22 protein-coding genes and 1 pseudogene are annotated in these 24,180 nt (G+C 38.7%); 6 read left to right on the top strand and 17 right to left on the bottom strand.

The genetic code is table 11. The features are described from left to right. Window positions 1-10 precede the first annotated feature (10 nt). The 5 genes from EG342_RS20245 to EG342_RS20265 all read right to left on the bottom strand — a co-directional run bounded on the left by EG342_RS20245 (window position 11) and on the right by EG342_RS20265 (window position 5,435). The gene (locus EG342_RS20245) at window positions 11-2,089 is read right to left on the bottom strand and encodes a type IA DNA topoisomerase (protein ID WP_028068979.1); all 2,079 of its coding nucleotides are present in this window, start codon (window positions 2,087-2,089) and stop codon (window positions 11-13) included. A gap of 6 nt (window positions 2,090-2,095) precedes the next feature. Beyond that, window positions 2,096-3,565 carry a DUF3945 domain-containing protein gene (locus EG342_RS20250; RefSeq protein ID WP_103292778.1) on the bottom strand — a complete coding sequence of 490 codons (1,470 nt, stop codon included), beginning with the start codon at window positions 3,563-3,565 and terminating at the stop codon, window positions 2,096-2,098. 84 nt (window positions 3,566-3,649) lie between these two features. Beyond that, entirely contained in the window at window positions 3,650-3,958 is a 309-nt protein-coding gene (locus EG342_RS20255; RefSeq protein ID WP_028068977.1) for a helix-turn-helix domain-containing protein, read from the bottom strand. Window positions 3,959-3,984: 26 nt separating this feature from the next. Next, complete coding sequence (locus EG342_RS20260; protein ID WP_028068976.1) at window positions 3,985-4,338, bottom strand: helix-turn-helix domain-containing protein; 354 nt, start codon at window positions 4,336-4,338, stop codon at window positions 3,985-3,987. A 251-nt stretch (window positions 4,339-4,589) separates the two neighbouring features. Next, on the bottom strand, window positions 4,590-5,435 hold the full coding sequence (locus EG342_RS20265; protein ID WP_028068975.1) for an RteC domain-containing protein: 846 nt from the start codon (window positions 5,433-5,435) through the stop codon (window positions 4,590-4,592). A gap of 388 nt (window positions 5,436-5,823) precedes the next feature. Here EG342_RS20265 and EG342_RS20270 point away from each other — a divergent pair, with 388 nt between their 5' ends. The 3 genes from EG342_RS20270 (at window position 5,824) to EG342_RS25750 (ending at window position 9,401) form a co-directional block, all read left to right on the top strand. Further along, window positions 5,824-6,246, top strand: a complete 423-nt coding sequence (locus EG342_RS20270; protein ID WP_123868141.1) for a hypothetical protein — start codon at window positions 5,824-5,826, stop codon at window positions 6,244-6,246. Window positions 6,247-6,475: 229 nt separating this feature from the next. Beyond that, window positions 6,476-7,321 (top strand): hypothetical protein, encoded by an 846-nt coding sequence (locus EG342_RS20275; RefSeq protein ID WP_037532483.1) that lies wholly within the window; start codon window positions 6,476-6,478, stop codon window positions 7,319-7,321. Between the two features lie 103 nt (window positions 7,322-7,424). Beyond that, window positions 7,425-9,401, top strand: a complete 1,977-nt coding sequence (locus EG342_RS25750) for a TonB-dependent receptor plug domain-containing protein (protein ID WP_103292779.1) — start codon at window positions 7,425-7,427, stop codon at window positions 9,399-9,401. Between the two features lie 125 nt (window positions 9,402-9,526). On the opposite strand, the gene EG342_RS20285 is transcribed toward EG342_RS25750, so the two are convergent. The 12 genes and pseudogenes from EG342_RS20285 to EG342_RS25755 all read right to left on the bottom strand — a co-directional run bounded on the left by EG342_RS20285 (window position 9,527) and on the right by EG342_RS25755 (window position 19,725). Beyond that, window positions 9,527-9,724, bottom strand: coding sequence for a hypothetical protein (locus EG342_RS20285; RefSeq protein WP_028068971.1), 198 nt, complete (start codon window positions 9,722-9,724; stop codon window positions 9,527-9,529). A 102-nt stretch (window positions 9,725-9,826) separates the two neighbouring features. Next, entirely contained in the window at window positions 9,827-10,657 is an 831-nt protein-coding gene (locus EG342_RS20290) for an RteC domain-containing protein (protein WP_028068970.1), read from the bottom strand. 344 nt (window positions 10,658-11,001) lie between these two features. Continuing rightward, the gene (locus tag EG342_RS20295) at window positions 11,002-11,772 is read right to left on the bottom strand and encodes a phosphatase PAP2 family protein (protein ID WP_028068968.1); all 771 of its coding nucleotides are present in this window, start codon (window positions 11,770-11,772) and stop codon (window positions 11,002-11,004) included. A gap of 25 nt (window positions 11,773-11,797) precedes the next feature. Further along, window positions 11,798-12,346 (bottom strand): AAA family ATPase, encoded by a 549-nt coding sequence (locus EG342_RS20300; RefSeq protein WP_037532479.1) that lies wholly within the window; start codon window positions 12,344-12,346, stop codon window positions 11,798-11,800. A 6-nt stretch (window positions 12,347-12,352) separates the two neighbouring features. After that, window positions 12,353-13,204 (bottom strand): restriction endonuclease, encoded by an 852-nt coding sequence (locus EG342_RS20305; RefSeq protein WP_028068966.1) that lies wholly within the window; start codon window positions 13,202-13,204, stop codon window positions 12,353-12,355. Window positions 13,205-13,267: 63 nt separating this feature from the next. After that, window positions 13,268-15,304 (bottom strand): heavy metal translocating P-type ATPase, encoded by a 2,037-nt coding sequence (locus tag EG342_RS20310; RefSeq protein WP_028068965.1) that lies wholly within the window; start codon window positions 15,302-15,304, stop codon window positions 13,268-13,270. 83 nt (window positions 15,305-15,387) lie between these two features. Further along, complete coding sequence (locus EG342_RS20315; RefSeq protein ID WP_103292780.1) at window positions 15,388-16,062, bottom strand: hypothetical protein; 675 nt, start codon at window positions 16,060-16,062, stop codon at window positions 15,388-15,390. A gap of 5 nt (window positions 16,063-16,067) precedes the next feature. After that, window positions 16,068-17,042 carry a hypothetical protein gene (locus EG342_RS20320; RefSeq protein WP_028068963.1) on the bottom strand — a complete coding sequence of 325 codons (975 nt, stop codon included), beginning with the start codon at window positions 17,040-17,042 and terminating at the stop codon, window positions 16,068-16,070. Further along, the gene (locus EG342_RS20325; protein WP_028068962.1) at window positions 17,029-17,493 is read right to left on the bottom strand and encodes an MgtC/SapB family protein; all 465 of its coding nucleotides are present in this window, start codon (window positions 17,491-17,493) and stop codon (window positions 17,029-17,031) included. Before EG342_RS20325 ends, EG342_RS20320 begins: the two co-directional genes overlap by 14 nt. A 32-nt stretch (window positions 17,494-17,525) precedes the next feature. Beyond that, on the bottom strand, window positions 17,526-18,407 hold the full coding sequence (locus EG342_RS20330) for a bestrophin family protein (RefSeq protein WP_028068961.1): 882 nt from the start codon (window positions 18,405-18,407) through the stop codon (window positions 17,526-17,528). 53 nt (window positions 18,408-18,460) lie between these two features. Continuing rightward, a pseudogene (locus EG342_RS20335) lies at window positions 18,461-19,192 on the bottom strand (efflux RND transporter permease subunit); the annotation flags it as partial. Window positions 19,193-19,401: 209 nt separating this feature from the next. Then, window positions 19,402-19,725 (bottom strand): DUF6660 family protein, encoded by a 324-nt coding sequence (locus tag EG342_RS25755; protein WP_103292781.1) that lies wholly within the window; start codon window positions 19,723-19,725, stop codon window positions 19,402-19,404. A 328-nt stretch (window positions 19,726-20,053) separates the two neighbouring features. Between EG342_RS25755 and EG342_RS20340 the strand changes: the two genes are divergently transcribed. Genes EG342_RS20340 through EG342_RS20350 form a run of 3 tightly spaced genes read left to right on the top strand, consistent with a single transcriptional unit; the run spans window position 20,054 to window position 24,175 of the window. Continuing rightward, entirely contained in the window at window positions 20,054-20,623 is a 570-nt protein-coding gene (locus EG342_RS20340; protein ID WP_123868143.1) for a polyphosphate kinase, read from the top strand. A 58-nt stretch (window positions 20,624-20,681) separates the two neighbouring features. Continuing rightward, a complete protein-coding gene (locus EG342_RS20345; RefSeq protein WP_103292783.1) occupies window positions 20,682-23,006 on the top strand; it encodes a hypothetical protein in 2,325 nt (774 codons plus the stop codon). After that, window positions 23,003-24,175, top strand: coding sequence for a Pycsar system effector family protein (locus tag EG342_RS20350; RefSeq protein ID WP_103292784.1), 1,173 nt, complete (start codon window positions 23,003-23,005; stop codon window positions 24,173-24,175). Before EG342_RS20345 ends, EG342_RS20350 begins: the two co-directional genes overlap by 4 nt. Window positions 24,176-24,180: the final 5 nt, after the last annotated feature.

Below are 24,180 nucleotides of genomic sequence, written 5' to 3' on the forward strand. Positions count from 1 at the left end.
CTTATATAAACTATTTCTTTTTCTTCTTTTCAAACTCAAAGGTAGTTTTGCAATAATCATCCAATACGATATACGCATCGAATTTCTTTCCTGCCTTGCTTTTCATTCCTTTGATAAGCGAAGTACTCTTTTTATTGACAAGGCTTTCAATATCGGCTATGCAAATTTGTACGCCACACACATTGCGGAACTGCACCCAGCTACAACCCTCATCAGGACATTTGACAATCTTATCACGAATGATGAGTTGCTGACTTTTGCATTTAGGGCAAACCAGTTGAGGCAGGTTGTTATGGGCAATGGAAGTTTGCAGCAATTCATTGGTAATAGTAGACGCATAAGTTTCCATTTCCTTTTGGAATGCCCCGACATCCGCATCGTTATTTTCTATTTTCTGTAAAGCCAATTCCCACTCGGCCGTCATTGACACATCCGCAATTTTGCGATCCTTAACCAAATCATACACTTGCAATCCCTTTTCTGTAGGGATCAGGGACTTCTTTTCCCTTTGGATGTAATTGCGTGCAAACAGGGTTTCGATGATTGCCGCCCTTGTTGCCGGAGTACCTATACCGATATTTTGAAGGGCTTTACGTTCGTCTTCATTCTCGATTTCTTTTCCTGCGGTTTCCATTGCCGACAATAGCCCCGCCTCGGTATAAAGTACAGGCGGTTTGGTTTTCTTTTCGAGAACGGAGGCTTCTTTTATTTTGAGTTCATTGCCTTTTTTCAGTTCAGGCAAATCCTGTACAGGTTCCGTATCATCGTCCGTAAAACTTCCTTTAATAGAACGCCAGCCAGGTTCCATAATCTTACAGCCTTTTGCTGAAAAATCGTAATGCAACACCTGTAAACCCACATCGGTTATTTCTTTGATACAGGCTTGCGAAAGCGCTTCGAGCAATCGAAATGCAATCATATCATATACCTCATTTTCTTTTGCGTTCAGGGCTGACGGGATTTTATCCGTAATCAGTAATCCGTGGTGGTCGGTAACACGCAGATCGTTCACGATCCGTTTATTGAAACGCCCCCATTTTACTTTTGATACGGCCTGCTTGCAGGTTTCCCTATCTTGCAAAGCCCTCACCAGATTGGGAATTTCTGCCCATACATCTTCAGGAATGTATTTACTTCCCGTACGAGGATACGTAATGAACTTTTTTTCATACAGACTTTGCGCAATGTTGAGGGTTTCTTCGGCTGAGAGGTTCAACTTTTTATTGGCTTCTTTTTGTAATCCGGTAAGGTCGAACAATAAAGGCGGTTGCTCTGTAACGCTTTTGGTTTCTACCGATATAACTGTTGCCGTTTCATTTCGCTGAATGGCCTTCAGTGTATCATCGGCAAGTTTTTGATCCTCCCATTTTGTTTTGGAAATGCTTTTAAAATCTATCAGTTCTTTGTTGTGCAATAACTGGATCTGCCAATATTTCGTTACCGAGAAATGCTTGTTGTCTAAATAGCGTTTGCATATTAAAGCCAATGTAGGTGTCTGTACCCTTCCAAGCGAATAAATGCCGTTTCCCGCGGCAATACTTAAGGCCTGTGTGGCATTGATACCCACAAGCCAATCGGCACGGCTTCTGCCTCGTGCCGCCTGGTACAGTCCGTCAAATGCAGCACCGTCTTTCAGGTTATCAAACCCTTGCTTAATGGCCTTTTCGGTAAGCGAACTAATCCAAAGGCGTTCAAAGGGCTTGTTGCATTTCAGGTATTCGTAAATATAGCGGAATATCAATTCGCCCTCACGACCTGCATCGGTAGCCACAATGATGCTGTTGCTTTGGTTAAAAAGCCGTTCTATGACTTTGAGCTGCTTTAAAGCTCCAGGATCTGCGGTATAACCTTTGTCCTTTTTGATTTTCCGGACAGTCAGTAAAAAAGGGTTGGGGATTATGGGCAAAGCTGATTTGTCAAATCCCGATATACCGTAATCTTCGGGCATTCCCAATCCAATTAAATGACCGAATGCCCACGTAACAAAATAGCCGTTACCTGTCAGGTAGCCATCCTGTTTATCGGATGCCCCAACTAGTCCGGCTATTTCCCTTGCTACGCTTGGTTTTTCTGCGATGATTGTTTTCATATTATACTACATTTTTCTGCCTTTAGATTTTGCGGGTGTTTGAGGTTTTTCCTGTTGTTCCTGCTGCTTTTTGTCTTTTGGGGCTTGCTGTCCTGACTTCAAAGGCTCTTTGATGTTCTTGGTCGCTTCATTAGTTTTACCTTCCGAATTAACCGCTGTTTGGGTTTTATGGGTTTCAACAGGTTTTGCCTGTGCCTTAACCTGGCTTGGAAACTGGAAGTTCGTTTTTCCGGTTTCGGCATTGAAAGTAATATAACCTTGGTACGGTTGTCCTTTCTTATCCTTCAACCCATCAATGTAAACGGTTTGCCCAGCTTTGAAATCCTTGTATTGTTCGTCTGTCAGTTCTTTTCCCCTGAATGTTTTCGGGGCTTCCTGCGGTTGATCGTTCTGATTGCTTTGTTGCGTATTCTGTCCGTTGTTTTGCGTTTGTCTGTTGGTGTTGTTGCGGTCAAACAGAAATTCTACATAACGTTTGTCTGCATTGAACTGTACCGTTGCAGAAAATTCAGTTCCTTTTTTGGAAAGCATACCATCCAGCTGAAGCGGTTTGCCCTCCATTAAGGTTTGCTTTTGTGCGTCGTCCAATTTTACCCCTTTTATCTCATCGGGGATTTTTATGAAATCTGTCCGAAGAGCAATAAGTTCATTGGTCAGTCTATCCACGCTGACAATGGAGGGCATCATTTCTCCCGTCTTAGTGTTTTTCAAATCAACCACTCTGCCCATATTGCCGGTTTCGAGTAGATTTTTTTTATCCTCATCCGTGAATTTGTGCCCAAAAAACTCAAAATTCAGATTGGGTTCTTTTCGGATACCGTGTATTGCTGCCACCACTTGTCCATCTTCTGTAGACTGTAAAGACAAACGGGCATCGGTGCGTACAATCGCACCACCGAGGTTTACACTTACGGGCACAAGCTCATTGGTTTTATAGCCTTTCAACAAAGGGTCTAACAAATTCAGTTTTTCAAGGCGATCTTTACCCAATCCAAGATTGTTCATTGTTTCCCAATCAATCTGTTCCGGCTTAAAGCGATATTCGCTTGTGTCCGTTGTTGTTTGTGTTGTTTCCATATCATTTTTATTTTCTTGTTTTTTATCCTGTTGCGTTTCAGCCTTCACTTCATGCTGCTTCATCAGTTGCTCACCTTCAGGAGTAGGCTTATCAACCTGCTTTTGCATTGCATCTGCAGTATCAATAGCTACAGGTGCAGGTACCTTGAAAAAAGAGAAATTGGTCGGGTTCTTCAACTGGCTGAAGAAATTGGAGAAGAAATTGGAAAAGAAATCTCCATGCTTATCCACACGCATAAACTGATTTTTGTTTTTCTTCGTGGGATCAACGGTTTCCATATTGCCGTTCTCGTCAATGCTTTTTACAGCCTGGATTTTCTTTTTCTCTTTATCCAGCACCAACAATATATCTGAGAATTGTTCTGGCATTTCTTGCCTATGTGTGGTTTCCTCGCTCATGTTCCGAAAATTTTAAAGTTCATAGCCGAATTTATATAAAGCCGTGAGCGCATTTTGTTATATGGCACTCAAAGGCAGTGTTTGTCACTTAATGGCGTTCAACTTAGTTGCCGGCGGATTAAAACTTTCCCGTATAAATTGATGTACGTCAGATAGTTTATAATACAGTTTTCCGCTTATGGTATAATACGGCAGCTTGCCGATGGATCGGTAACGTTGCAGCGAGCGGTTACTAATTTTGAGCATCTGAAGCAAATCCTGATTGTCCAGCAGTTCCTCACCGTCTATACTGTTGCGTTTCCTTTGCAGCTCATCTATATTATCGCCCAACATATCCAGGCGACCCATCAGGCGTTCCATCCACGCCAAAAATTCCATTCTGTCAATATTCATAGGAATATAATTTTAAAGGTTCATGCTTATTTTCTGTCTGTCTTTAGCTTTCTGCCTTTTTCGATATAACTTTTGCCTTTTGCCATAAGCTGCTGCACATAATCGTCACTGCTCTGTATGGCATTGGCTTTAAGCATATCCTTTATTGCTCCAATGGTATAGAAATACTGCCCATAGATTTTTGAATAAGTAATCTCGCCTTTGGTCCGCATGCGCCATAAGGTCTTTTCGCTGATGTGCAGGTATTGGCATACCTCGTGGTTGTTGAGCCACAAGTCATCATAACTTGTATTGTCCAATCTTTTCAGGTAATCGGCAATCGCGTTTATGCGGCTGTTGAGCTGTTGCCACGCATCTTCTTCGATAGTTATTATTTTCATTGCATAGTTTTTAAATATTCACTATGCAAAATTCCTAAAGGTGGCAGTGTTTGTCTGCCAAGCCTTACCCATTGGTTTGGCGGGTTTTTAAAAATTTTTACAAATAGGGAAAACCCTTGTTTAATAAGGGTTTTGGAGCATTTAAGATATTTTGCAAAGGAGTTTTACCAACACTTGCCAATTGGCAGGTATGGGCAAAGAAAAAGCAGTACATTTTGTGTACTGCTTTGGATTTACTGTTTAACCTTTAGCTAAAGGTCTCTATCCATATATTCTTCCAATGAGGTTTTAAGTTGGTCTAAAAATGCAGTTCGTGAGCCTGCTCTTGTTTTCATCCGGTGAAAAGCATGGTGTAGATCGCCGAGCGGAATACGGAAGATAATTTGGAACATCAGGCTTATTTTTCTGATGCCAATTTTACCGTGCGATATTGCCCCTGAAGCATAAAGCGCATAGACTAACTCTATAAGGGCATTTTTACTGTCCGTCCAGAAAACATCTTTTGAACTTTCCGAATTTTGCAAAATTGAATCTGGATTTTCATCGGGACTTATTTTCGTCAGGAGATAGGTATATAACAATTCGTTGGAAATAATTCTAGCTACCTTGTAGTCGTAAAAAGTAGAAAAAGAAGGATCTATCTCAAACACAATACTGTTCAACCCATCGTGATAGTTGATCTGTCCACGCTTAAAATAAGTTTCGTCCCTGTCTGTGCGACCTGAACGATAATACCGATAAAAATCCGAATTGCAGACATGTTCGATATATTCCCGTTTAAGATTAGCCAACTGTATCGAAAAATAACTCATCCCCATTTTTCCATTATTGACAGGACAGGTCGTTTCTATGCGATAAATCTTATTGTAATAAATCAATTTACCGAGTACCTGAGGCTTTATCGTACGGAAGAAATGCATCTCTTCTGTTTCGTCTTTAAATCCTTCTTCCACTATAAATTTTTTGATTGAAAATAGCAGATCCTGGAGATAAATTGTCATTTCATAAGCTTCATCAATCAATCTTTTACTTTGCGAAGAAATCAGGTCTTCTTTCTTGTGAATCTCTAAAATAACGTTTTGTAGAATGTATTTCATAGCTATTAATTTATTTAAGTTGATTCTCAATTGCGTTATTTACCAATTACAAAGATGAGTATTCCATATACAAACGTCACACAAGTTCAACCCAACTTGTGTAAGATTTTATCAAACATAAAGTCATTGTCTCTTAATTTACGATGAACCGTTCTTACTATCTTTTTTTTACAAGTAGTAAAAATGGTCGGCTGAATTAAATCATATAGAACTGCTACTGAATGGTTAATTTTCAATTTCCCCAAGTTTAACCCAAGTTGTGAAAAATTGCTGCACATATTTGCAGCTGACATTAGGATTTTATGCTCGGTTGATCTTATTCTTGAATACTTTGATGCGGCGTGAAATGTCGCTATTAACTTCATCCATTGATTAAAAAAAGCTACCTTTGGGCCATAAATATGCGGCGATAGATTTGAGAAAATTCTCTAAAATAGCAACTCCCTTTTTGGCTTTCATAATGCTTTTTGGAATTATGAGGAACAATCTGTTGTATGTTATTTATGAGTACGATACGGCTCTTTTCATCAGCCTGTTTTGTGAAAACCAAAATAAACCTCAACTCAAGTGTAATGGGAAGTGTAAGCTTGCCAAAATGCTTAAAGAGCAGAAAGAAGAAGAGGCAGCAAAAGTATTGAAACAGCTGCAAACAGAGGTGTTATACTATCCCCAACCTGTATTTACCTATCCTTCCAGACCGGAAAAGTTTGAAGAGGTAAAAAGGAAACATCCTTTGAGCAATCAAAGTTTGTATTCATTCCTGTTCACTATGAGGAATGACAAACCTCCGGAATATTTTACATCCATATAATTCTATAGTATTAGGTGTGGTTGCTGTTTAGATACCAGAACTTTCTTTGTTCTGAATGCTAATGGTATGCGGCATTACGATTAAACAGCAGTCAGACTTGTCTTTTTCGGCGTGCAGATAGCTGATAACTTTTTGCGGTTATTAGATTTGATATGCCCGGTAAAATAAATTTCAGTTGGAATACATCCGATTCCAGCTAAACGTAGTTAACTATAAAAATTTTCAGAAAATGAATACTCTAAAAATATTAAAATACTTTCTTATTATAATTGCGGGCAGCTTCCTTATTTCCTGTTCTAAAGATGATAATCCCATTATTGAGAATGAACTTAATGGCCTGAAATTGGTAACAACGTTATCCAATACAACACATAAGGTGGAATTGTATACCCTCAATGGAAAATTACAAACAGGCTTCAATAATATCTTTTTTCAGATCAAAAATACAGATGGTACGACAATCGATAATGCCACGGCATCCTGGATTCCGGAAATGAATATGATGAGCATGAAACATTCCTGTCCATATTCAGAGATAAGCAAAGCCAAAAATTCAACATCTACCTACATGGGCTTTATTGTCTTCCAGATGGCGGGAAGTGAAAGCGAATATTGGGACCTGAACCTGAACTATTCTATAAATGGTAAGGATTATACGATTAAAGACAGAATATCGGTAGTTGAAGCAAACAGACGGGTAGTTGAATCTTTTCAGGGCAGTGACAGCAAACGGTATATATTGGCCATGGTAGAGCCAACGGCTCCTAAGGTTGCCATTAATGATATGAAAGCCGTGTTGTACCGTATGGATGGGATGATGAATTTTCCTGTAGTGGACAACTACAAAATTGTAATAGACCCGAGAATGCCCGGTATGGCCAACCATAGTTCGCCTAATAATACAGACCTGGTACAGGGGACAGACAAAATGTATCAGGGCAAATTAAGCCTCACAATGACCGGGTACTGGAAAATCAATTTACAGCTACTTGATTCGATTGGTACAGTGATAAAGGGGGAGAAAGTAACGGAAACAAACGAAGGTAGCAGTATTTATTTTGAGTTGGAATTCTAACATTCTCTAAAAGTGCGTAACGATCCGGGCAGAGACTTCGCTTTCTGCCGGTATCGTACCTAATTTTTTTATCATGTATCGATCATTCATAATTATTATAACTATGGTGTTGTGGTCAGGGAAAGGTTTTTCCCAGACAGATACAACACGGAGACAAGATTCACTCCGATCTGAACAGTTACAGGAGGTTATCGTTATATCCCAACGCAACCTGAAAGATAACACAACCAAGCCTCTGGCAACACTGGACCATTACCTTGAAAAGTCTGGTATGGTCAATATGATCAGACGGGGCAGCTATGCCTGGGAACCTTTTCTGAACGGTATGGCTACAGAACGCAGTGTCATCACCATTGATGGTATGAGGATCTACGCTGCTTGCACTGACAAGATGGACCCTATTACATCTTATGTTGAGGTTACCAATCTGGCAAGAGCGACCATCCACAGCGGATCTGCCAGTTCAACGGGTGGATCAACCATCGCCGGGACCCTGGATCTTGTCAGAAAAAAGGGTTCATTTGGTCAGAGCGCATTGAACGGCATGGCTTTTACCGGATTTGAGACTAACAATAAACAAAAAATAGTAGGAGGATCTCTGAATTACTCACATCCTAAATTCTTCTCAGATGTAGACTTCACCATTCGGGACGCAGTTAATTATCGTGCAGGGGGCGGTCAGGAGATACAGTACTCACAGTTTACCAAATACAATATCTCAGCACAGGCTGGTTATAAAATAAAAGAACACCAACAAATAGAGGCGTCATTAATCTATGACAAGGCATTAGATGTAGGTTACCCCGCATTGCCCATGGATGTTTCCCTTGCCAAAGCACTTATTGGTTCAGTCTCCTACACCCGTCATCACATATCGCCGCTGATATATCAATGGCAGACCAAGGTTTATTACAATGATGTTACACATGTCATGGACGATACTAAACGGCCCAATGTACCCATTAGAATGGATATGCCAGGATGGAGTAAGACTGCTGGCTTTTATTCGATGTTGCAGGGCACTTCCAACCGGCATGACTGGAAAGCTAACCTCAGTGGTCATTATAACAAATCATTGGCTGAGATGACCATGTTTTCGAATACGCCAAACGAAAAAGACATGTTCATGCTGACGTGGCCGGGAGTACAGACCTATTACGGAGACCTGTTCATTGAAGACAAGTATGCGCTATCTGATAGATGGAATGCAACATTTAGTGCGGGACTGGCGGTACATCATAATAACATCGATAATCAATTTGGACTGGAAAGCTTAAGGATATTTTATCCTGAGATGCCCGGCAGCAAAATCCGGTTACTGAAAAGGCTTTCAGCTTCCGTTAGACATGATGCCGCTAATTGGAGCTATACTTTTGGTGCGGCTTATGGAGAGCGTGCTCCAAGTGTCTCAGAAGGTTATGGCTTCTATCTTTTCAACAGTTTTGACCGATTTGATTATATCGGCAACCCTAATATGCGTAATGAAAAATCCACAAGTGTAAATGCAAGTCTAGCCTATCAGAAAGCAGCCTTTACGGCCAAAATTAGTGGTTCGTACTTCTATATAGATGATTACATTTTAGGCAGACCAAGAAACGGCCTGAGCGTAATGACAATTGGTGCCTATGGGATAAAAGTATACGAACAGCTAAAATACGCTACCATCCTCAATACTTCCATTGACTTAGGGTACCAGGTTACAAAGGAATTTCTATGGACCGGCCAATTGGGATATCGGAGAGGTACGGGCGAAAATGGCCTGTTATTGCCATTGATGCAACCATTTACCTATAATTCGGGTGTAACATTTTTCAGAAAATCCTTCTCCGCTGATGCGTCAATCAACGGCTCTTCCAGCCATACACGTTACAACCCTGAGTTTGGTGAAAAAGGTTTGCCTGCGTACGCTGTCTTTAATCTTTCTCTCGCCAATCGCTTTAAATTCAATGGCCCACAAGCACTTACTTTGAAAACAGGGGTGGAGAACCTATTCGATCGTAACTATACGACTTTTGCGGATTGGAACAGAATTCCTAGAATTGGCAGAAACTTTTTTATAAATCTGATATGGAACTTCTAAATCTATTTTTCTCTGCAGGTAAAGAGCGTTAGTGCTACCCCCTTAATTATTACTATTGGAAAAGGGGTTAAGATATATAAAAAAATTAGACTGAATCTTTTGGTTCAGTCTAATTTTATGTTGTGCTACTTTTCTTTATTCTTATCGTGATGCTCTTTTTCATCATGATGCTCATCCTCTGGATGGTGCTCTTTTTCTTTATGATGCTCCATCTCATCAGCGTGTTCCTTACCCTCATGATGCTCCTTGTGCGGATGGTGTTCCTGATGTTCGTGGTGCTCAGGATGTTTGTGTGATTCCTTTTTTTGCTCTTCGTTGTTCATAACAATTTAATTTAAAAGTGAATACTATATGTTTACGTCCTTCTGGATATAAAAAGAACAAATAAGATGCCATATAGTTTCCTGTTTTTATTTACAATTTTGTTAATCCAATTCTTCCATTCGTTTTAACAATTCAGTTTTTAAATTGTCAAGGAATTTCACTCTGTTAATTTTCCTATTTCTCAGTTCCAGATAGATATGGTAGATATCCCCCAATTCAACATCAAACATAGTTTCAAATGTCCTGGATATCTCTTTAATGTCTGACCGTCCTTCATTGAATGCTCCGTAGGCATTTAGTGCATATATAAGTTCTACCAGTGCAGATTTACTTGCCGTCCATTTAATTTTCTGCTCCTTGTTTTCTTTCACTAGTGGTAGACCTAGAGTATTTATTAGTTTGTCCTCCAGATAAACCTGTATAAGGTCATTAGCTATGATCTTTGAAACTTTATAGTCATGGGATGTCGAAAAAGAATGATCTGACTCGAAAAAGAAAGTATCCAGATTAAGTTTGATATCGAAATTCCCCCGTACAAAATATTTGTGATCAAGATAATTACTGTTAGTGCGGTAATATTTATAAAATTCAAGATTATTATCAAAAAATCTTTTCAGTTTGGAAAGCTCATTATTCAAGTATTTTTTAATATTTCGTTCTCCTCCGTAAGGACGCTTAGATTCAATCTTATAAATGGCATTGTAATATATCAGCTTAGAAACAATCTTAGGCTTCAATTCTTTAAAGAAGTAGATTTCATCTTCAGTTTTTTCAAAACCTTTATCATCGATAAACCTTTTTAACAATGAAATCTTCTTTAAAGTCAGTTCTATGAGCTTTTCCGACAATTGGAGGGTGTCTCCAATTTCAGAAGAATAAAAATTGGTTTCTTCATCGAGTTCGGTAATAAGTTTTTGGCAATATTCAATCACTAAGTTTATTATTTATTGTTTGAAAATCGGTGAATTAAATTATAATCAAAAGCGTGCAATTTTAGTAAAATACATTATTTCTAAAGTTGCACTCAAAAAGCTCCTACCGAACAGTAGCTTTTGGATGCCCCTTTCCTGAAAGGTGAAGATAAACATGCTTTCCCTGCACAATTATTGCAATTATCAGGATGATGGACATGATCACGATCAAAAAAATCATAAACGGGGATTTTTTCTTCTTTCTATACTTTTGGTTCTGTGAACTCTGGTATGAATTAGTCCTCCGCTTTTTGACGGGTGATCGTCTTCTATGTATTTTTTTGTTTTTTTTCATTCTAAATCCTTTAAAAAACCAACAGATAAGACATTCCAAGCCCTTTCGACTGATAATATGGAACGACCACACTTTTGTTATTCTTTTTCTTTCCGCTTATCAGGGTATTCATCTTTGGATATAGCCAATAAGCGAGTTCGGTTGAAAGAATTCCGACTCCAGCTCCCGCAACCACATCTGTCATCCAATGTTTGTTGTTCAAGACTCTGTATACACCCGTAAACGCAGCAAACGGATAACCCGACAAACTCAACAGCAAATTGTTATCCCTATATTCCCTGTACATAAAATGCGCAGTTGAGAACGCTGTGGCTGCATGACCAGACGGAAATGATTTTCTATTGGAACCATCTGGTCTTTCTTCTGCAATTAGGTTTTTCGCGGGTGTAACGATAGCGGCCGATATCAGTTGGGAAGTTGCATAGATAATTGTACGGTCTTTAAAACCGTGCTTACCCTTTATCCCGGCCAAATTCAATCCATACACCATTACCGCTGGAAAATATTGGGTATAATTGTCTAACGTTGTCTTTCCAGGCCTGTCATGGGCAACCTCTATCTTGGCAGAGAGATCCAGTTCTTTCATTGGCGGAATGGCGAAACTGATTGCGCCAGCCGAGATTAACGACACCGGAAGAATGAGTTTACGATAACCTAACTTATAATTATTCGAATCGTTAACAATCGAATCCGGCTGTTCGGTCGTCATCACATTATCCTGAGCTATGGTTAGTTTAGATGTGGTAAGTAAAAAAAAAATTAAAATTATTCTTGAAATCATTTGATAATAGTCACTAATAAAAATTTTAAAGATTACGAAGGATGAAATCAACACGTTCATCGGGTGGCAATACCGGAACCTGGATCACTGGGCATGGGGAGCGGTTATAAACATCGATGATCAGGTTATGAATTCGAATCTGCTCATCCTCATCTTCCAGTCTAGCGTAATCATTGATCAACGGAAGTCTGTCAAGGATAAATACTTTCTGATAACAGAACTTCTTACACATTGTCACAAGTCTTGCGTCATATTCAATACCAAGAAATTCATAGTATGCCATCGCGTCCGGCAACGCCCTATCCAAAAAAGCCACTTGGTTTACGTCCAGCGTTGATTCCTCACTAATCTGCATGTTCAGAATATCCATTTGAAATTGCTCCTTGTTGCTTTTTATTTCTTCTATCGTACGGCCCTTTATCTTTTGGGTGTCAATATAATGTCTTGCCTGTTCGGCAATAGTCGCATATCCCCGTTCTGCCAGCAGTTCTATTACAGTGGTTTTACCTGTACACGGTCCCCCGGTAATTACGTACCAATTTGTCTTGATTTCTTTATGGTTGATGGTGTCCATTATTATCTATTTTGTTTGTTCACAAAGCATACGGCACTCATTAACCACTTCCCGGATCTTTGCCGGTGTCAGACCTATCTGGATTAACATTTCCTGTTGTTGTAATAAAGTGCTGCACACAATTATATCATTAGCCAACAGAACCTTTTTATCCCTCTCTGTTAAGGAGATCAGGCAGGTTACCGGATACAGCCCGGAACGGTCTATGAGGTCCTTCAGCCCTTTATCTCTTGGATAATCCCATCCGACCAAAGACATTTTCATACATGTACCGTACTGAATTGCATCTTCAGAAAAGCGGCCATTGGTCACTATCCAGCTTTGATGAAACTGGGGACCGTGACAACCGCTATCTTGCCACTGTTTTTCCACATCGAGAAATCTTGACTGGATGTACAACGGAATTTTGACATCACTAACAAATCCTTGCCGATTATGGAACTTGCATTCTATCATAATATGATGATCATCTTTAGTCGCTATCACATCTATTTCGTGTTTTACACAATGCCCCGGAACAATTACTCCTGTTCGTGTGCTATATCCCATAGATTCTAATATCGCTGAGGTAAGTTTTTCAAATGGAAAACCAGTAGGGCCCAGCGCCATGATCGCCTTTTTCAGGTTATATCTGGCCGAAGCAGGTTTTGCTATTTTTCTTAGCCATTTGAAAGCCGTCTTGTAGATATCTCGGGTCGCCATTCCATCGATAAGCTTGTCCTGCACTTTTTGCAGAACAAGCTCAACCTGCTGCGGAGGCGCTCCAGACCGGGACAGTGACTGTCTTAATTTATTACTGTCAAAAGCCACGCGCTGACCGGAAGCTTTTAAGATGTAAATATCTTTGTCTTTTTGCATAACCTCTTATCTTTAAACCTTAACACACGTTTCCATGCTGAAGGACAATTGTTGAATTGAAAGCTAAAACTTCATTCGCTGTATCCTGATGGCATTTAATATGGCAATCAATGATACGCCCACGTCAGCAAAGACAGCTTCCCACATTGTAGCCAGACCGCCCGCACCCAAGACCAGAACGATGCCTTTTACTACAAATGCCAGTGTTATATTCTGCCACACTATTTTCTTGGTTTTCTTTCCGATATTGATTGCAATAGGAATTTTAGATGGTCTGTCATCTTGAATAACTACATCAGCGGTTTCAATCGTTGCATCGCTTCCTAGCCCCCCCATAGCAATACCTACATCACTTAGGGCTACTACAGGTGCGTCATTTACGCCATCTCCAACAAATGCTACCGTTTCGTTCTTAGTTTTGATTTCTTTTACCCGGTTCACTTTGTCTTCAGGTAACAGGTCCCCGAATGCATTATCGATTCCCAGCTTATCGGCAACAAATTTGACAACCGTAGTTTTATCTCCGCTCAACATTGTTACTTTGATATTGAGCTTATGCAGCAAATCAATCGTCTGTTGCGAGTCTTCTTTTATACTGTCAGCAATGGTAATGTAGCCAACAAATTTACCATCGTTGGCTACTGCGATAGTTGTGTAGACGATTGATGAGGGGTCCACATCGTATTTGATATTGAACTTGTCCATCAGTTTAAAATTCCCGACCAGTAACTCTTTTCCATTAATCCGGGCTTTCAACCCGTGACCGGCAATCTCTTCCGTATTTTCCAATTTTATGGAATTGTCAATATCTCCCACATACTCGTGTATGGCTGTTGCCACAGGGTGGGTACTAAGGCTTTCGATGGCATTTACGAGTTTTAGAATTTCATCTTTATCGAATTCAGGATTAAAGATTACTTCCTGTACTTTAAACACGCCTTCGGTCATCGTCCCGGTCTTATCCATCACCACATTCTGTATGGCCGCCATGGCGTCAAGGAAGTTACTGCCTTTAAATAAAATACCATTACGGCTGGCAGCACCAATACCACCGAAATAGCCTAAAGGAATAGAAATTACCAGTGCGCAAGGGCATGAAATTACAAGGAAGACTAAAGCCCTGTACAGCCAGTCATTGAACACATAGGTGTCTACGAAGAAATAAGGAAGCAAACAGATGCCTATTGCCAGAAAAACAACGATAGGTGTATATACTTTCGCAAACTTCCTGATAAAAAGTTCTGTAGGTGCTTTCTGAGACGTTGCATTCTGGACCAGTTCCAAAATCTTACTCAGCTTGCTATCCGTATAAGCGGTAGTTACTTTAACCTGGGCAACGGTATTCAGGTTGATCATGCCTGCAAGTACTGTTTCCCCTTTATTTTTTGTATCCGGTTTACTTTCACCTGTCAGTGCGGCAGTATTAAAAGAAGCAGTATCCGTGAGTAGTTCCCCATCAAGTCCAAGCTTTTCTCCCGGTCTTAATTGAATTGTCATGCCGATCTGTGCTTCTTCAGCTTTAATAACTTTAGTCTGATTGTTTTCAAGAATGGTTACTTCATCCGGGCGTTGATCCAGTAAGGCTTTTATATTGCTTTGTGCTCTTGAAACCGCCAGTGTTTGAAAGACTTCACCAACTGCATAGAACAACATTACTGCTACTCCTTCAGGATATTCCCCTATAAAAAAAGCACCTATTGTTGCAATGCTCATCAGAAAAAACTCCGAGAATACTTCACCTTTCGAAATACTTTTAACAGCATCTTTAATAACAGGGAAACCTACGATTCCATAGGCTACCAGATACCAAACAAACCTCACTGTTCCTTTAAACCATTCCTGAGGCATCCAGTTATCGAATGCTATGGCAATAAGTAAGAGTAACAGGGAAAGGATGGATGGAAGAAACATTTTAAATGGACTCCCGCTGGCACTACTGTGGTCGTGACCATCATCATCGCTATGACCATGATCGTGTCCGTCATTTTTTTGGTGTTCTTCTTTCACCAATTCTTTTGCGCCCGCTTTGGTATAGACCTTTTCGGTCTGTGTACAACAAATCTGTTTGCCCCGGGCGTCGTATTTGTGCTTGTGTTCCATAATATTTTGTTTTTGAGACGTTTTTTAATCTATATTCATAAACTTCATTATTGTTCATTAAATTGCTTACCAATCATTTACTCTTATTGATAGTATTTATTGTAAATGGCACTAATTAATAAATTACCGTCGTTATCTGATTCGGTCAGACTTTTCAAAGCTTTTACTTCCTTTATGAACCACGGATTGGAAAAATCCTTTTCAAGGTTTTTAACACTGAGCCTCTCAAGGGGAGCGTTTATATCCTTGCTGTAAAAATAATAGGTGCGACTTGCGTACCTGTAGCCTCCTCGTTCGTATTTAGAATAGATAATCAATCCACTACTCACAATAATTTTATGATACCCATAGGTGCCAAAGGTTGTTCCTTTATTAAAATAGCGGAATACATCTTTACCTCTTTCGTATCCCCATAAACTACCGTGTGGGTATTTTTGCTTCTGTTGGCCATGTTTTAAAGTAAGCTTATTATAATAAACACTGAATTTGTGCTTTTTACCTGAAAGGCAGATGCTGTCAATAAATTTTCCTTCACTATACTCCGAATAGGATCTATAGAGTTTTACATTATCCATACAGTATTTCGAAGCTCTTGTTTGAGATTCAGCCTTCGCGGGATTCAAAAATGCCATAAGAAGTATTGTCAATAACATTATCTTGTATGTCAATATTTTCTCACCAGCCTCTTCAAGTTCTTTTCTTATCTGCGGTAAGCATAAGTCTCTAACACGTGCACTATGTTGATGGTAGAATTTCATATATTCTATTTTAAAAGATTTATCAATATTTTATCTTTAAAAAACTGTTTAGTAATCCCATTTGCTTCACTTAATATGTCTGCAATTGATGGTTCATTCTTATCCAAATATTCACTTGCCCGAATTATAGCCTTGTCGATCTTTATACCTTCAGTTTCTTTCACCGCTTCCGCTAGAGCGAGCAATCCAAGCCCCTGATCTTTCAGGATGCCCAACTGTTCGATCATCCAGCTGATTGCATAAAAGCAAAATTTAGAAAGGGCCAGGGGATGCATTTTTTTATCTTCCACAAGTGGCAGCTTATTGTAAGGAGAACTCAGAACAGAGTCAGTAAGATAGTTCTCCAGGTCTAACCTTTCTTGTTCGATATCGACAAGTTCAATACATCCCTGTAGCGCCTGCGCGTAAATGCTCAGCCAGCGTAATTTTCTCCGAAACTCATGGATTCCCGACTCCACATCTTTAAAAGCCTGCTTGCCATTCTTCGCAAAATCCATTATCTTTTCAATTTCCGACCGGTAGAATTTAACAAGACGGCTGTGCTGCTCGTCCTTTCCTTTCCAATTTATTTTTTCAAGGTCACGGCTGATCTTTTTTAATTGCTTCCCGTCTAACCAGTTCTTGGTTTTGAGTAATTTATTGAACTTTCTTAAAACCTTTTCTTCTTGACCGGAAAAGTAAGACCTGACGTCTTCGGGAATTTTCTTATTGTCCGAGTATTCTTTACTAATGGCCTCAAAATAATCTATACTCCCGAGCATGTCTTCCAACTGCTTGAATTTTTCCCCTATCTTACCGAACCGTTTCTTTTTGGGACCGGTAACACGGTATATCCTTGCCAATGCTTCAACTTGGAATAACGGTGTTCTCAGATCGTTCTGAAAAAGATAACGGCCAGGGTTTTCTTCTTTTTGCGCCTCTTTTAATAAAGTGGATATTTTTTGCAGATGCAGATTGAATTGAATATTATTCTGTTTCATGATCGCTGTTCTTGTTGTTAGATAATTTTTTAATAAATCTCTTGTACCATGCAAATTGATTCATGCCAAAAATCAGCAGGGTAATAGCTGTTGCTGATACAGCCAGTACAAACATATTCAGTGCGATTGCTATTCCGACGGCAGCAATTGTCCATAGGCCAGCTGCCGTAGTTAAGCCTGTTGGCATACCTTTCTCGCTACGAAAACCTATGCCTGCACCTATGAAGCCCAGTCCGGTAGCAATCGCTGCCAGCATTCTGGCGGTTGCGGATCTGTCTTCCGTTAGATGGGCAGCAACAGATACAAAGAGGCATGAAGCAACACAGATACAGGCAAAAGTCCTGATGCCCATATTCTGTTGTTCTTTTTCCCGTTCAATACCTACAATGCTTCCTAACAGAAGAGCCAACAAAAGTTTGGCCGAGAGTAAGAGTTCAAAATTGATATCCATAATATTTTTGGTTTATATTATTTACAAATACGCTACATTGCATAATAAGAATCGCTTTTAGGCTTTGCCGGAATATCTTTTTCTCCGATCATCTCCAATAAGTTTATCTCAATCGTCTGCGCCAGTGAAGTCATTGGTATATCCACAGGCGTATCCTCAAAAGGATCTTGCATAATGATGGCTGTTTTTTCGATGGCAATAAAGAGCGTAGGAATGAGGATAGTCATTACTATCTCGACAGTTAGCTGAGAATCTTCGAGCCCGAAGGGTAAAATGGCAGCAAAAACATAAATCAACGTATGCACCAGCAGACTGTATGATCTTGGAAAAACGGTGTTCTTAATACGTTCGCACTTACCCATGCTATCACATAACCTGGCGATTGTTTCATTTAGCTGAACCTGTTGAATATCTGAAATTGCCCCTGTAGTAGCAAGCTGCTTGATAGTCTCAGAGTGTTTATCCAGGATTGCGTTCGGTATATTTAGCGCTTTTATTTGATGGATGTTCAGGTAAGCCTGAACATTGGGCGAAAATTGCTGATTTCGTAGGGATTCGCCCAATGCGTAGGTCCAGACGATCTGTCTGTCAGCAAACTCCCTAATTTCGTATTTTGGATTTTCGGGTGCAAACTGAATGAACTGCCTCAGCAAGCTTCTTGAATCATTTACAATGCCACCCCAGACAGTTCTTGCTTCCCACCAGCGTTCATAGGACTGTGCTGTTCTAAAAGCGAGGAGTACGGAAACCGCAGTTCCTACCAATGCAGGGATACTCAATGGCAGGGATACTTTTTTGAAAGTCGGTAGCATATCCAGTAAACCAATGGATATAGCAAAGACACAGATCAGAATAATCTGTGCCTTGATTTCATTTACAAAGTACCAAATTGATATTTTTCGATTTAATAACATAACTAAACATTGGAGGTTGTTTGGAAACAATAATCATTTTTCTGTTTTTAAATAATAGAGGTTGCCAATCCTATACCCCTAATGAAATAGGCATTGGGCTTTTTATCGATATACGCTCCGCCCGTATTCTGATTGTTTTTTTCAAGAGCAGTGAAAATTTCCGGAATGCTGACTCCCATTGCTCTTAATTTATCTGGATTTACCGCGACCTCATATTGTTTCAATTGGCCACCAAAACTGTTTACTTCAGCAATCCCGGGAGTTCCGTATAATTGCCTTGCCACAATCCAATCCTGCATTGTACGCAGGTCTTTTGCGTTGTATTTGTCTTCACTACCTTTTTTGGGATGGATAATGTACTGATAAACTTCTCCAAGTCCCGTACTTACCGGTGCCATTTCGGGGGTACCTATCCCTTGTGGGATTTGGTCAACAGCTTCCTTTAATCTTTCATTAATGAGCTGCCGCGCAAAGTAGATGTCTACATCTTCATCAAAAACGACCGTAATCACCGATAAACCGAAACGGGAAATGCTTCGAATTTCTTCGATCTTGGGAACATTTGCGATACTCTGTTCAATGGGGAATGTAACGAGCTGTTCAACCTCCTGTCCAGCCAATGTAGGGCAGGAAGTGAATATTTGAACCTGATTGTTGGTAATATCAGGTACGGCATCTATGGGCAGTTTGGTTGCACTCCATGCTCCCCAGATGATAAGTAACAACGTCATTAAGCCAATAATGATCTTGTTCTTAATACTGAATTTTATGATATTGTCTAACACAATGTATTTTATTAATTTAACATTTAATAGAAATAGAGGTGAAATCCACCTGTAACTGAAAAGGCGGAAAAAATGGAAATTAATATCAGGTTGAAATATTGATAACTAGAAACATTTACACTAATTAGAAGTGCTAAGTATCAATACAACATTAGAGGCAATGTATATGAATATACATTACGCCAATAGACATAATATTCCCAATAAAATTAAACGTTAAATTTCGGCGGTTGCCAGATTGTACCAGAGTAGTGGGATATAAAGCTAGAATCCCTGATAACAACTTTTTTAGAAGTAAATATGTGTGTAAGAATACCAAATTCTGGCAGTTCAAAATTGAAAGATGCTACTGAAACACTACAGCAGGCACACTGACAAAAAGGTGTGCAGGAATCATCTTTGTCCTGGTCATGATCGTGAGATGTTACTTTCGTAACTCCGACAGAACTTTCGCAACTATTATTCGCATCACTACATGGTACTAGAAAAAGTGCCATGATGTAAACCAAAAATATTGTTGCCTTCCATTTCATATTTGCTGACAAAGATAATAAAAAAATTCGTGCAATAGAATTGCATAAGTTATTTTTTGTTTTATGAACGTCATTATTAGCTAAATCAACGATATACCTTGGGTGATAATTGATTTTGAACAATGGATTTCATTGCTATCTGACTAATTTTATTATCTTTGTCATTGTAGTATTACAATGGAAATTTAATCAAAAGGAGTGTAATAAGCACCATTACTAAATCGTTACCTACAGCGATTGCCACTCTTATAAACTACACACTATAAGCTACTTTAGCAATTTTTAAAGTTTTTTATTAAAAAAGAGAAAACCTTTAAGTTCAGATGAATTGACTTTTAACCACCTAGCGGTAGGACAATTTAACCTGATGACCTTTCTTTTGGAAATGATTGATCGGGAAATACAGAACCATAAAATGGGAAAACCTGCAGGAATCATTATAAAAGTAAATAATCTTGAGGAAATCATCATCATCAGCAAGTTGTATGAAGCATCACAAGCAGGCGTAAAGGTTGAACTTATCGTAAGAAGCATTTGCTGCCTCATTCCTGAAATGCCGGGACAAAGTAAAAATATAAAAGTAACCAGAATTATAGATCGTTATCTGGAACATGGCCGGATTTTCATTTTTAAAAATGAAGGAAAAAATGATATCCTCATCGGATCATCAGATATCATGAACCGCAGCATGTATGATCGGATTGAGGTACTATGCCCTGTGTACTCTCCCCAATTAAAATATGAAATACTGGAAATCATAAAAATTCAAATGAGTGACAATGTGAAAGCAACAGAAATCAATATAAAACTGGATAATAAACCGGTTCAGTCTAATGGCCTCGGTATTCGTTCACAATATGACATCTATAATCATATCAGCCGCAACTTTACCGAGTAATTAAGTCTTTCTGCTAAAATACCTATACAAACAAACCGCATACAATACCTAACCTGAAATGATTTTAAATAAGTCTACATATAATAGCCTTCAAGGAAATACTGTTGAATTTTCTTTTGCTCCTTTTTTAAATTATTTAAAGGATTGCGCCAACCGGGACAGCATCCTTAAAAAAGTAATTAAAAGCTCAATAGACAAAATCAACAAGCAATTCCCGGAATTACAGTATGCTATTACTTATGAGGATATTCCTCAATATGAAGATCTTTATTTTCTTGTGTATCAATTGATGAATTCAACTCTTGTGGATGAAAATGAGTTTTCATGGGGAGTTTCTGCGCCTTTCTCACATGATTTCATCTTTGGAACACCGGCGATTGCAAAACAGCTAAAATCACTTCAGGCTACAAAAAAAGCCAATATCATTCATTGGGAAGAGCAGAAAATACTTGATGAAAAGGAAGTTTTTGAAACACTGGCTTACAATTTTATCGTCAAGCATGTATATGATATCAATCCTTTTGATGAAATGGAACTGGTCATCTGCATCAATGAAAATGGTTCTGAACGATATCTTCAGTTTAATATCAATAATGACTTCATTGAAATAGACGGCGTTTTTCCGGACATTAAAAAGATAAAGTCTGAGATGGTTTCAAAACAGTCGGTGCTGGAGTTTCTGAAAAAAAATCTTCCTCTTGAAAAAGTAAATTTTAAAGGATTTTCTATCATCAGAATTGAAGATGTAACCTATAAAGTAACGAAAGACAAACTTCGTAAACTTTTCATTTCACAAGATATTAAAAGTGATTTTCTACTTCAGACCACGGAAACAATGAAGAGCCTGATCGGTTCAAGTGATATGGATCTTCTGTTTCTTCCTATTCTGGAAATAGACGGGAAACTGAATACAGAAATATGGAAGGATTTTAGCCCTGTACTTTCGGGGATTCTTATCAAATACAAAGCTTCATTTTCTGACTTCACTACTTTTTTAGAAAATTATATAAAAAATCCTGAAATCAGATACCAAAAAAGTGAAGAAGAGACCTGGTATTCTTTTGAAAACACTTCTATTTCAGGACTTTTTGTGCTGCCAATTTTTTATCAGGAAAAAATCGTGGGTGTTTCCATCATCTTGTATGAAAATGCAGGACTGCAAACAGATCTTGTTATTTCCAGTTTTAAAGAATTTACATTTCCTCTTCAGAATCTGTTTATTTCCAGCATTAACAGGTATTTAGGAGAACTCAGCAAAACCATTAAAAATCATTTTACAGCCATTCAGCCTGCTGTGGAGTGGAAATTTAATGATGCCGGAATTGCCTATTTAAAAAATAAAAAAGATAATGAACAGCTTCAACCTATTCCTATTCAGTTTGATGATATATATCCGATCTATGGAGCCATCGATTTCCGGAATTCTACTATTGAACGTAATAAAGCTTTAACAGAGGACTATACTGTTCAGCTGAATGCCTTAATACAGACTTTACAGACTCTTAAGCAAATAAGAAATGTAGATCTTTTAGGAGAACTCATTTATCAGGCTGAAGTTTTTATTAAAAGAATACAAAGCAATCGTTTAAGCATTAATGACGACGCTGAGGTCACCTACTTTCTGACAGTAGAATCCCTGGAACTCATTTTACAGATGTGTATTAATGATGATGAGGTTCAGAGTATCACATCACCTTACCTGAAAGAACTTCCTGAGGACGGAGTTTTTCACAAAGAAAGTGCCGCGTTGGAAGAAACATTCCTAATACTGAATACGCATATCATTTCAGTGCTGGATAAAATGAACGAAGAACTTCAGAACTCCTACCCTTACTATTTTGACCGCTACAGGACGGATGGTGTAGAATTTAATATATACATCGGGCAGTCTATTGATCCTGAAAAACCTTTTAACGAAGTGTATCTTAGAAATGTCAGATTACGCCAGTTGATATCAATGGTTAATACTGCTATTATCACAGAATCCTGTCAAAACCTTCTTCCTAAAAAAATCCAGACTACCCAGCTGATTTTTGTACAGCCCAATACCATTACCATTAGTTTTCGTAATGATGAAAAAAGATTTGATGTTGAAGGAGCTTATAATATACGATATGAGATTATCAAAAAAAGAATTGACAAGGCACTCATCAAAAACACAAATGAAAGGCTTACACAACCCCGAAAAATAGCCATTGTGTACTACAATAAAAAGGATATTGAAGATTACCTGAAACATATTGAATACCTGCAGAAAAACAACATCCTGGAACCGGCAATAGAGGATCTGGATCTCGAAGATATGCAGGGAGTATCCGGGCTTAAGGCCATAAGGATAACTATTCAAAATGCATCTGTGAACAGCATAAAAACAAAAAAATGATAGACTATAAAGAACTTACTACTCTCGCCGAAACTGAAGTAATAACAATTTTCGAATCCAATCTGCATCCTGAGCTTATCTATCATAATCTTCAGCATACTATTTCTGTGGTAACCGCTGCGGAAATAATGGCGACTCATTACCAATATGAAGAAAGATCAAAGGCGCTTCTGTTGACAGCAGCCTGGTTTCATGATATAGGTTATTTAAAAACAAAAGGTGAAAACCATGAAATAATAAGCGCAGAAATCGCTGAGGAGTTTTTAAAGAAGAATGATGCTCCCGATGATGATATACAGTACGTGAAAAGATGCATCCTGTCCACAAAAATTCCACAAAACCCACAATCTGAGGAAGAAAAAATAGTATGCGATGCCGATTTATCTCACTTTTCCTTATCTGATTTTCTCGAATATAATAACAGACTTTGGAAGGAAAGAGAAAAAATATTGGAAAAAAATATTCCTCAGGAAGAATGGATGACCGATACCCTGAGTTTTATGTCCTCCCATTCTTATTTTACAACCTATGCAGATTCTAACTACACCAATGGAAAACAAAGCAACATTAACATTATCAAAGAGATATTAAATAAAAATAAACAGGAAAATCCTTTAGCCTTAAAAAAAGAAAAGGTTGAAAAGCCTAGTAAAGGCATTGAAACCATGTTCCGGATCGCTTCGGGAAACAATCAGAGAATGGCAGATATGGCAGATAAAAAAGCCCATATTTTGATCACAGTCAATTCTATTATTATGTCCATTGTTTTCAGTCAGCTATTAAAAAAACTGGAAGTTCACTCCTATTTAAATATCCCGATTTACATCCTGTTATCTATAAATCTTATTTCAATGTTTTTTTCGCTTCTGGCCACCCGTCCCAACCTTTCTCCGGGAAAGTTCAGTCAAAAAGACCTGGAAGAAAAAAAGGTAAATCTTATATTTTTTGGAAACTATTACCGGATGCCTTTTGACAATTATTACCAGGGAATGAAAATCGTAATGGGAGATCATGATTATTTATATCAAACATTAACTAAAGATGTTTATGCACAGGGAATAGTTTTAAGCAAGAAGTACAAACTTTTGCGGATTTCTTACAGCGTGTTCATGTTTGGAATTGTTATATCCGCCCTCAGTTTCGTTATTGCCACTGTTCTTTTAGGTTAATTACA

Origin of the sequence: Chryseobacterium lactis (assembly GCF_003815875.1) — a bacterium.
Lineage (GTDB): Bacteria > Bacteroidota > Bacteroidia > Flavobacteriales > Weeksellaceae > Chryseobacterium > Chryseobacterium lactis.

Bases quoted from the DNA above. Each gene is read 5' to 3' on its own strand.
- EG342_RS20255 (WP_028068977.1), bottom strand. From the start codon at position 3,958: ATGAATATTGACAGAATGGAATTTTTGGCGTGGATGGAACGCCTGATG.
- EG342_RS25750 (WP_103292779.1), top strand. From the start codon at position 7,425: ATGGTGTTGTGGTCAGGGAAAGGTTTTTCCCAGACAGATACAACACGG.
- EG342_RS20245 (WP_028068979.1), bottom strand. From the start codon at position 2,089: ATGAAAACAATCATCGCAGAAAAACCAAGCGTAGCAAGGGAAATAGCC.
- EG342_RS20345 (WP_103292783.1), top strand. From the start codon at position 20,682: ATGATTTTAAATAAGTCTACATATAATAGCCTTCAAGGAAATACTGTT.
- EG342_RS20315 (WP_103292780.1), bottom strand. From the start codon at position 16,062: ATGAAATTCTACCATCAACATAGTGCACGTGTTAGAGACTTATGCTTA.
- EG342_RS20305 (WP_028068966.1), bottom strand. From the start codon at position 13,204: ATGCAAAAAGACAAAGATATTTACATCTTAAAAGCTTCCGGTCAGCGC.
- EG342_RS20285 (WP_028068971.1), bottom strand. From the start codon at position 9,724: ATGAACAACGAAGAGCAAAAAAAGGAATCACACAAACATCCTGAGCAC.
- EG342_RS20350 (WP_103292784.1), top strand. From the start codon at position 23,003: ATGATAGACTATAAAGAACTTACTACTCTCGCCGAAACTGAAGTAATA.
- EG342_RS20330 (WP_028068961.1), bottom strand. From the start codon at position 18,407: ATGTTATTAAATCGAAAAATATCAATTTGGTACTTTGTAAATGAAATC.
- EG342_RS20295 (WP_028068968.1), bottom strand. From the start codon at position 11,772: ATGATTTCAAGAATAATTTTAATTTTTTTTTTACTTACCACATCTAAA.
- EG342_RS20320 (WP_028068963.1), bottom strand. From the start codon at position 17,042: ATGAAACAGAATAATATTCAATTCAATCTGCATCTGCAAAAAATATCC.
- EG342_RS20300 (WP_037532479.1), bottom strand. From the start codon at position 12,346: ATGGACACCATCAACCATAAAGAAATCAAGACAAATTGGTACGTAATT.
- EG342_RS20250 (WP_103292778.1), bottom strand. From the start codon at position 3,565: ATGAGCGAGGAAACCACACATAGGCAAGAAATGCCAGAACAATTCTCA.
- EG342_RS20310 (WP_028068965.1), bottom strand. From the start codon at position 15,304: ATGGAACACAAGCACAAATACGACGCCCGGGGCAAACAGATTTGTTGT.
- EG342_RS20260 (WP_028068976.1), bottom strand. From the start codon at position 4,338: ATGAAAATAATAACTATCGAAGAAGATGCGTGGCAACAGCTCAACAGC.
- EG342_RS25755 (WP_103292781.1), bottom strand. From the start codon at position 19,725: ATGAAATGGAAGGCAACAATATTTTTGGTTTACATCATGGCACTTTTT.
- EG342_RS20325 (WP_028068962.1), bottom strand. From the start codon at position 17,493: ATGGATATCAATTTTGAACTCTTACTCTCGGCCAAACTTTTGTTGGCT.
- EG342_RS20265 (WP_028068975.1), bottom strand. From the start codon at position 5,435: ATGAAATACATTCTACAAAACGTTATTTTAGAGATTCACAAGAAAGAA.
- EG342_RS20275 (WP_037532483.1), top strand. From the start codon at position 6,476: ATGAATACTCTAAAAATATTAAAATACTTTCTTATTATAATTGCGGGC.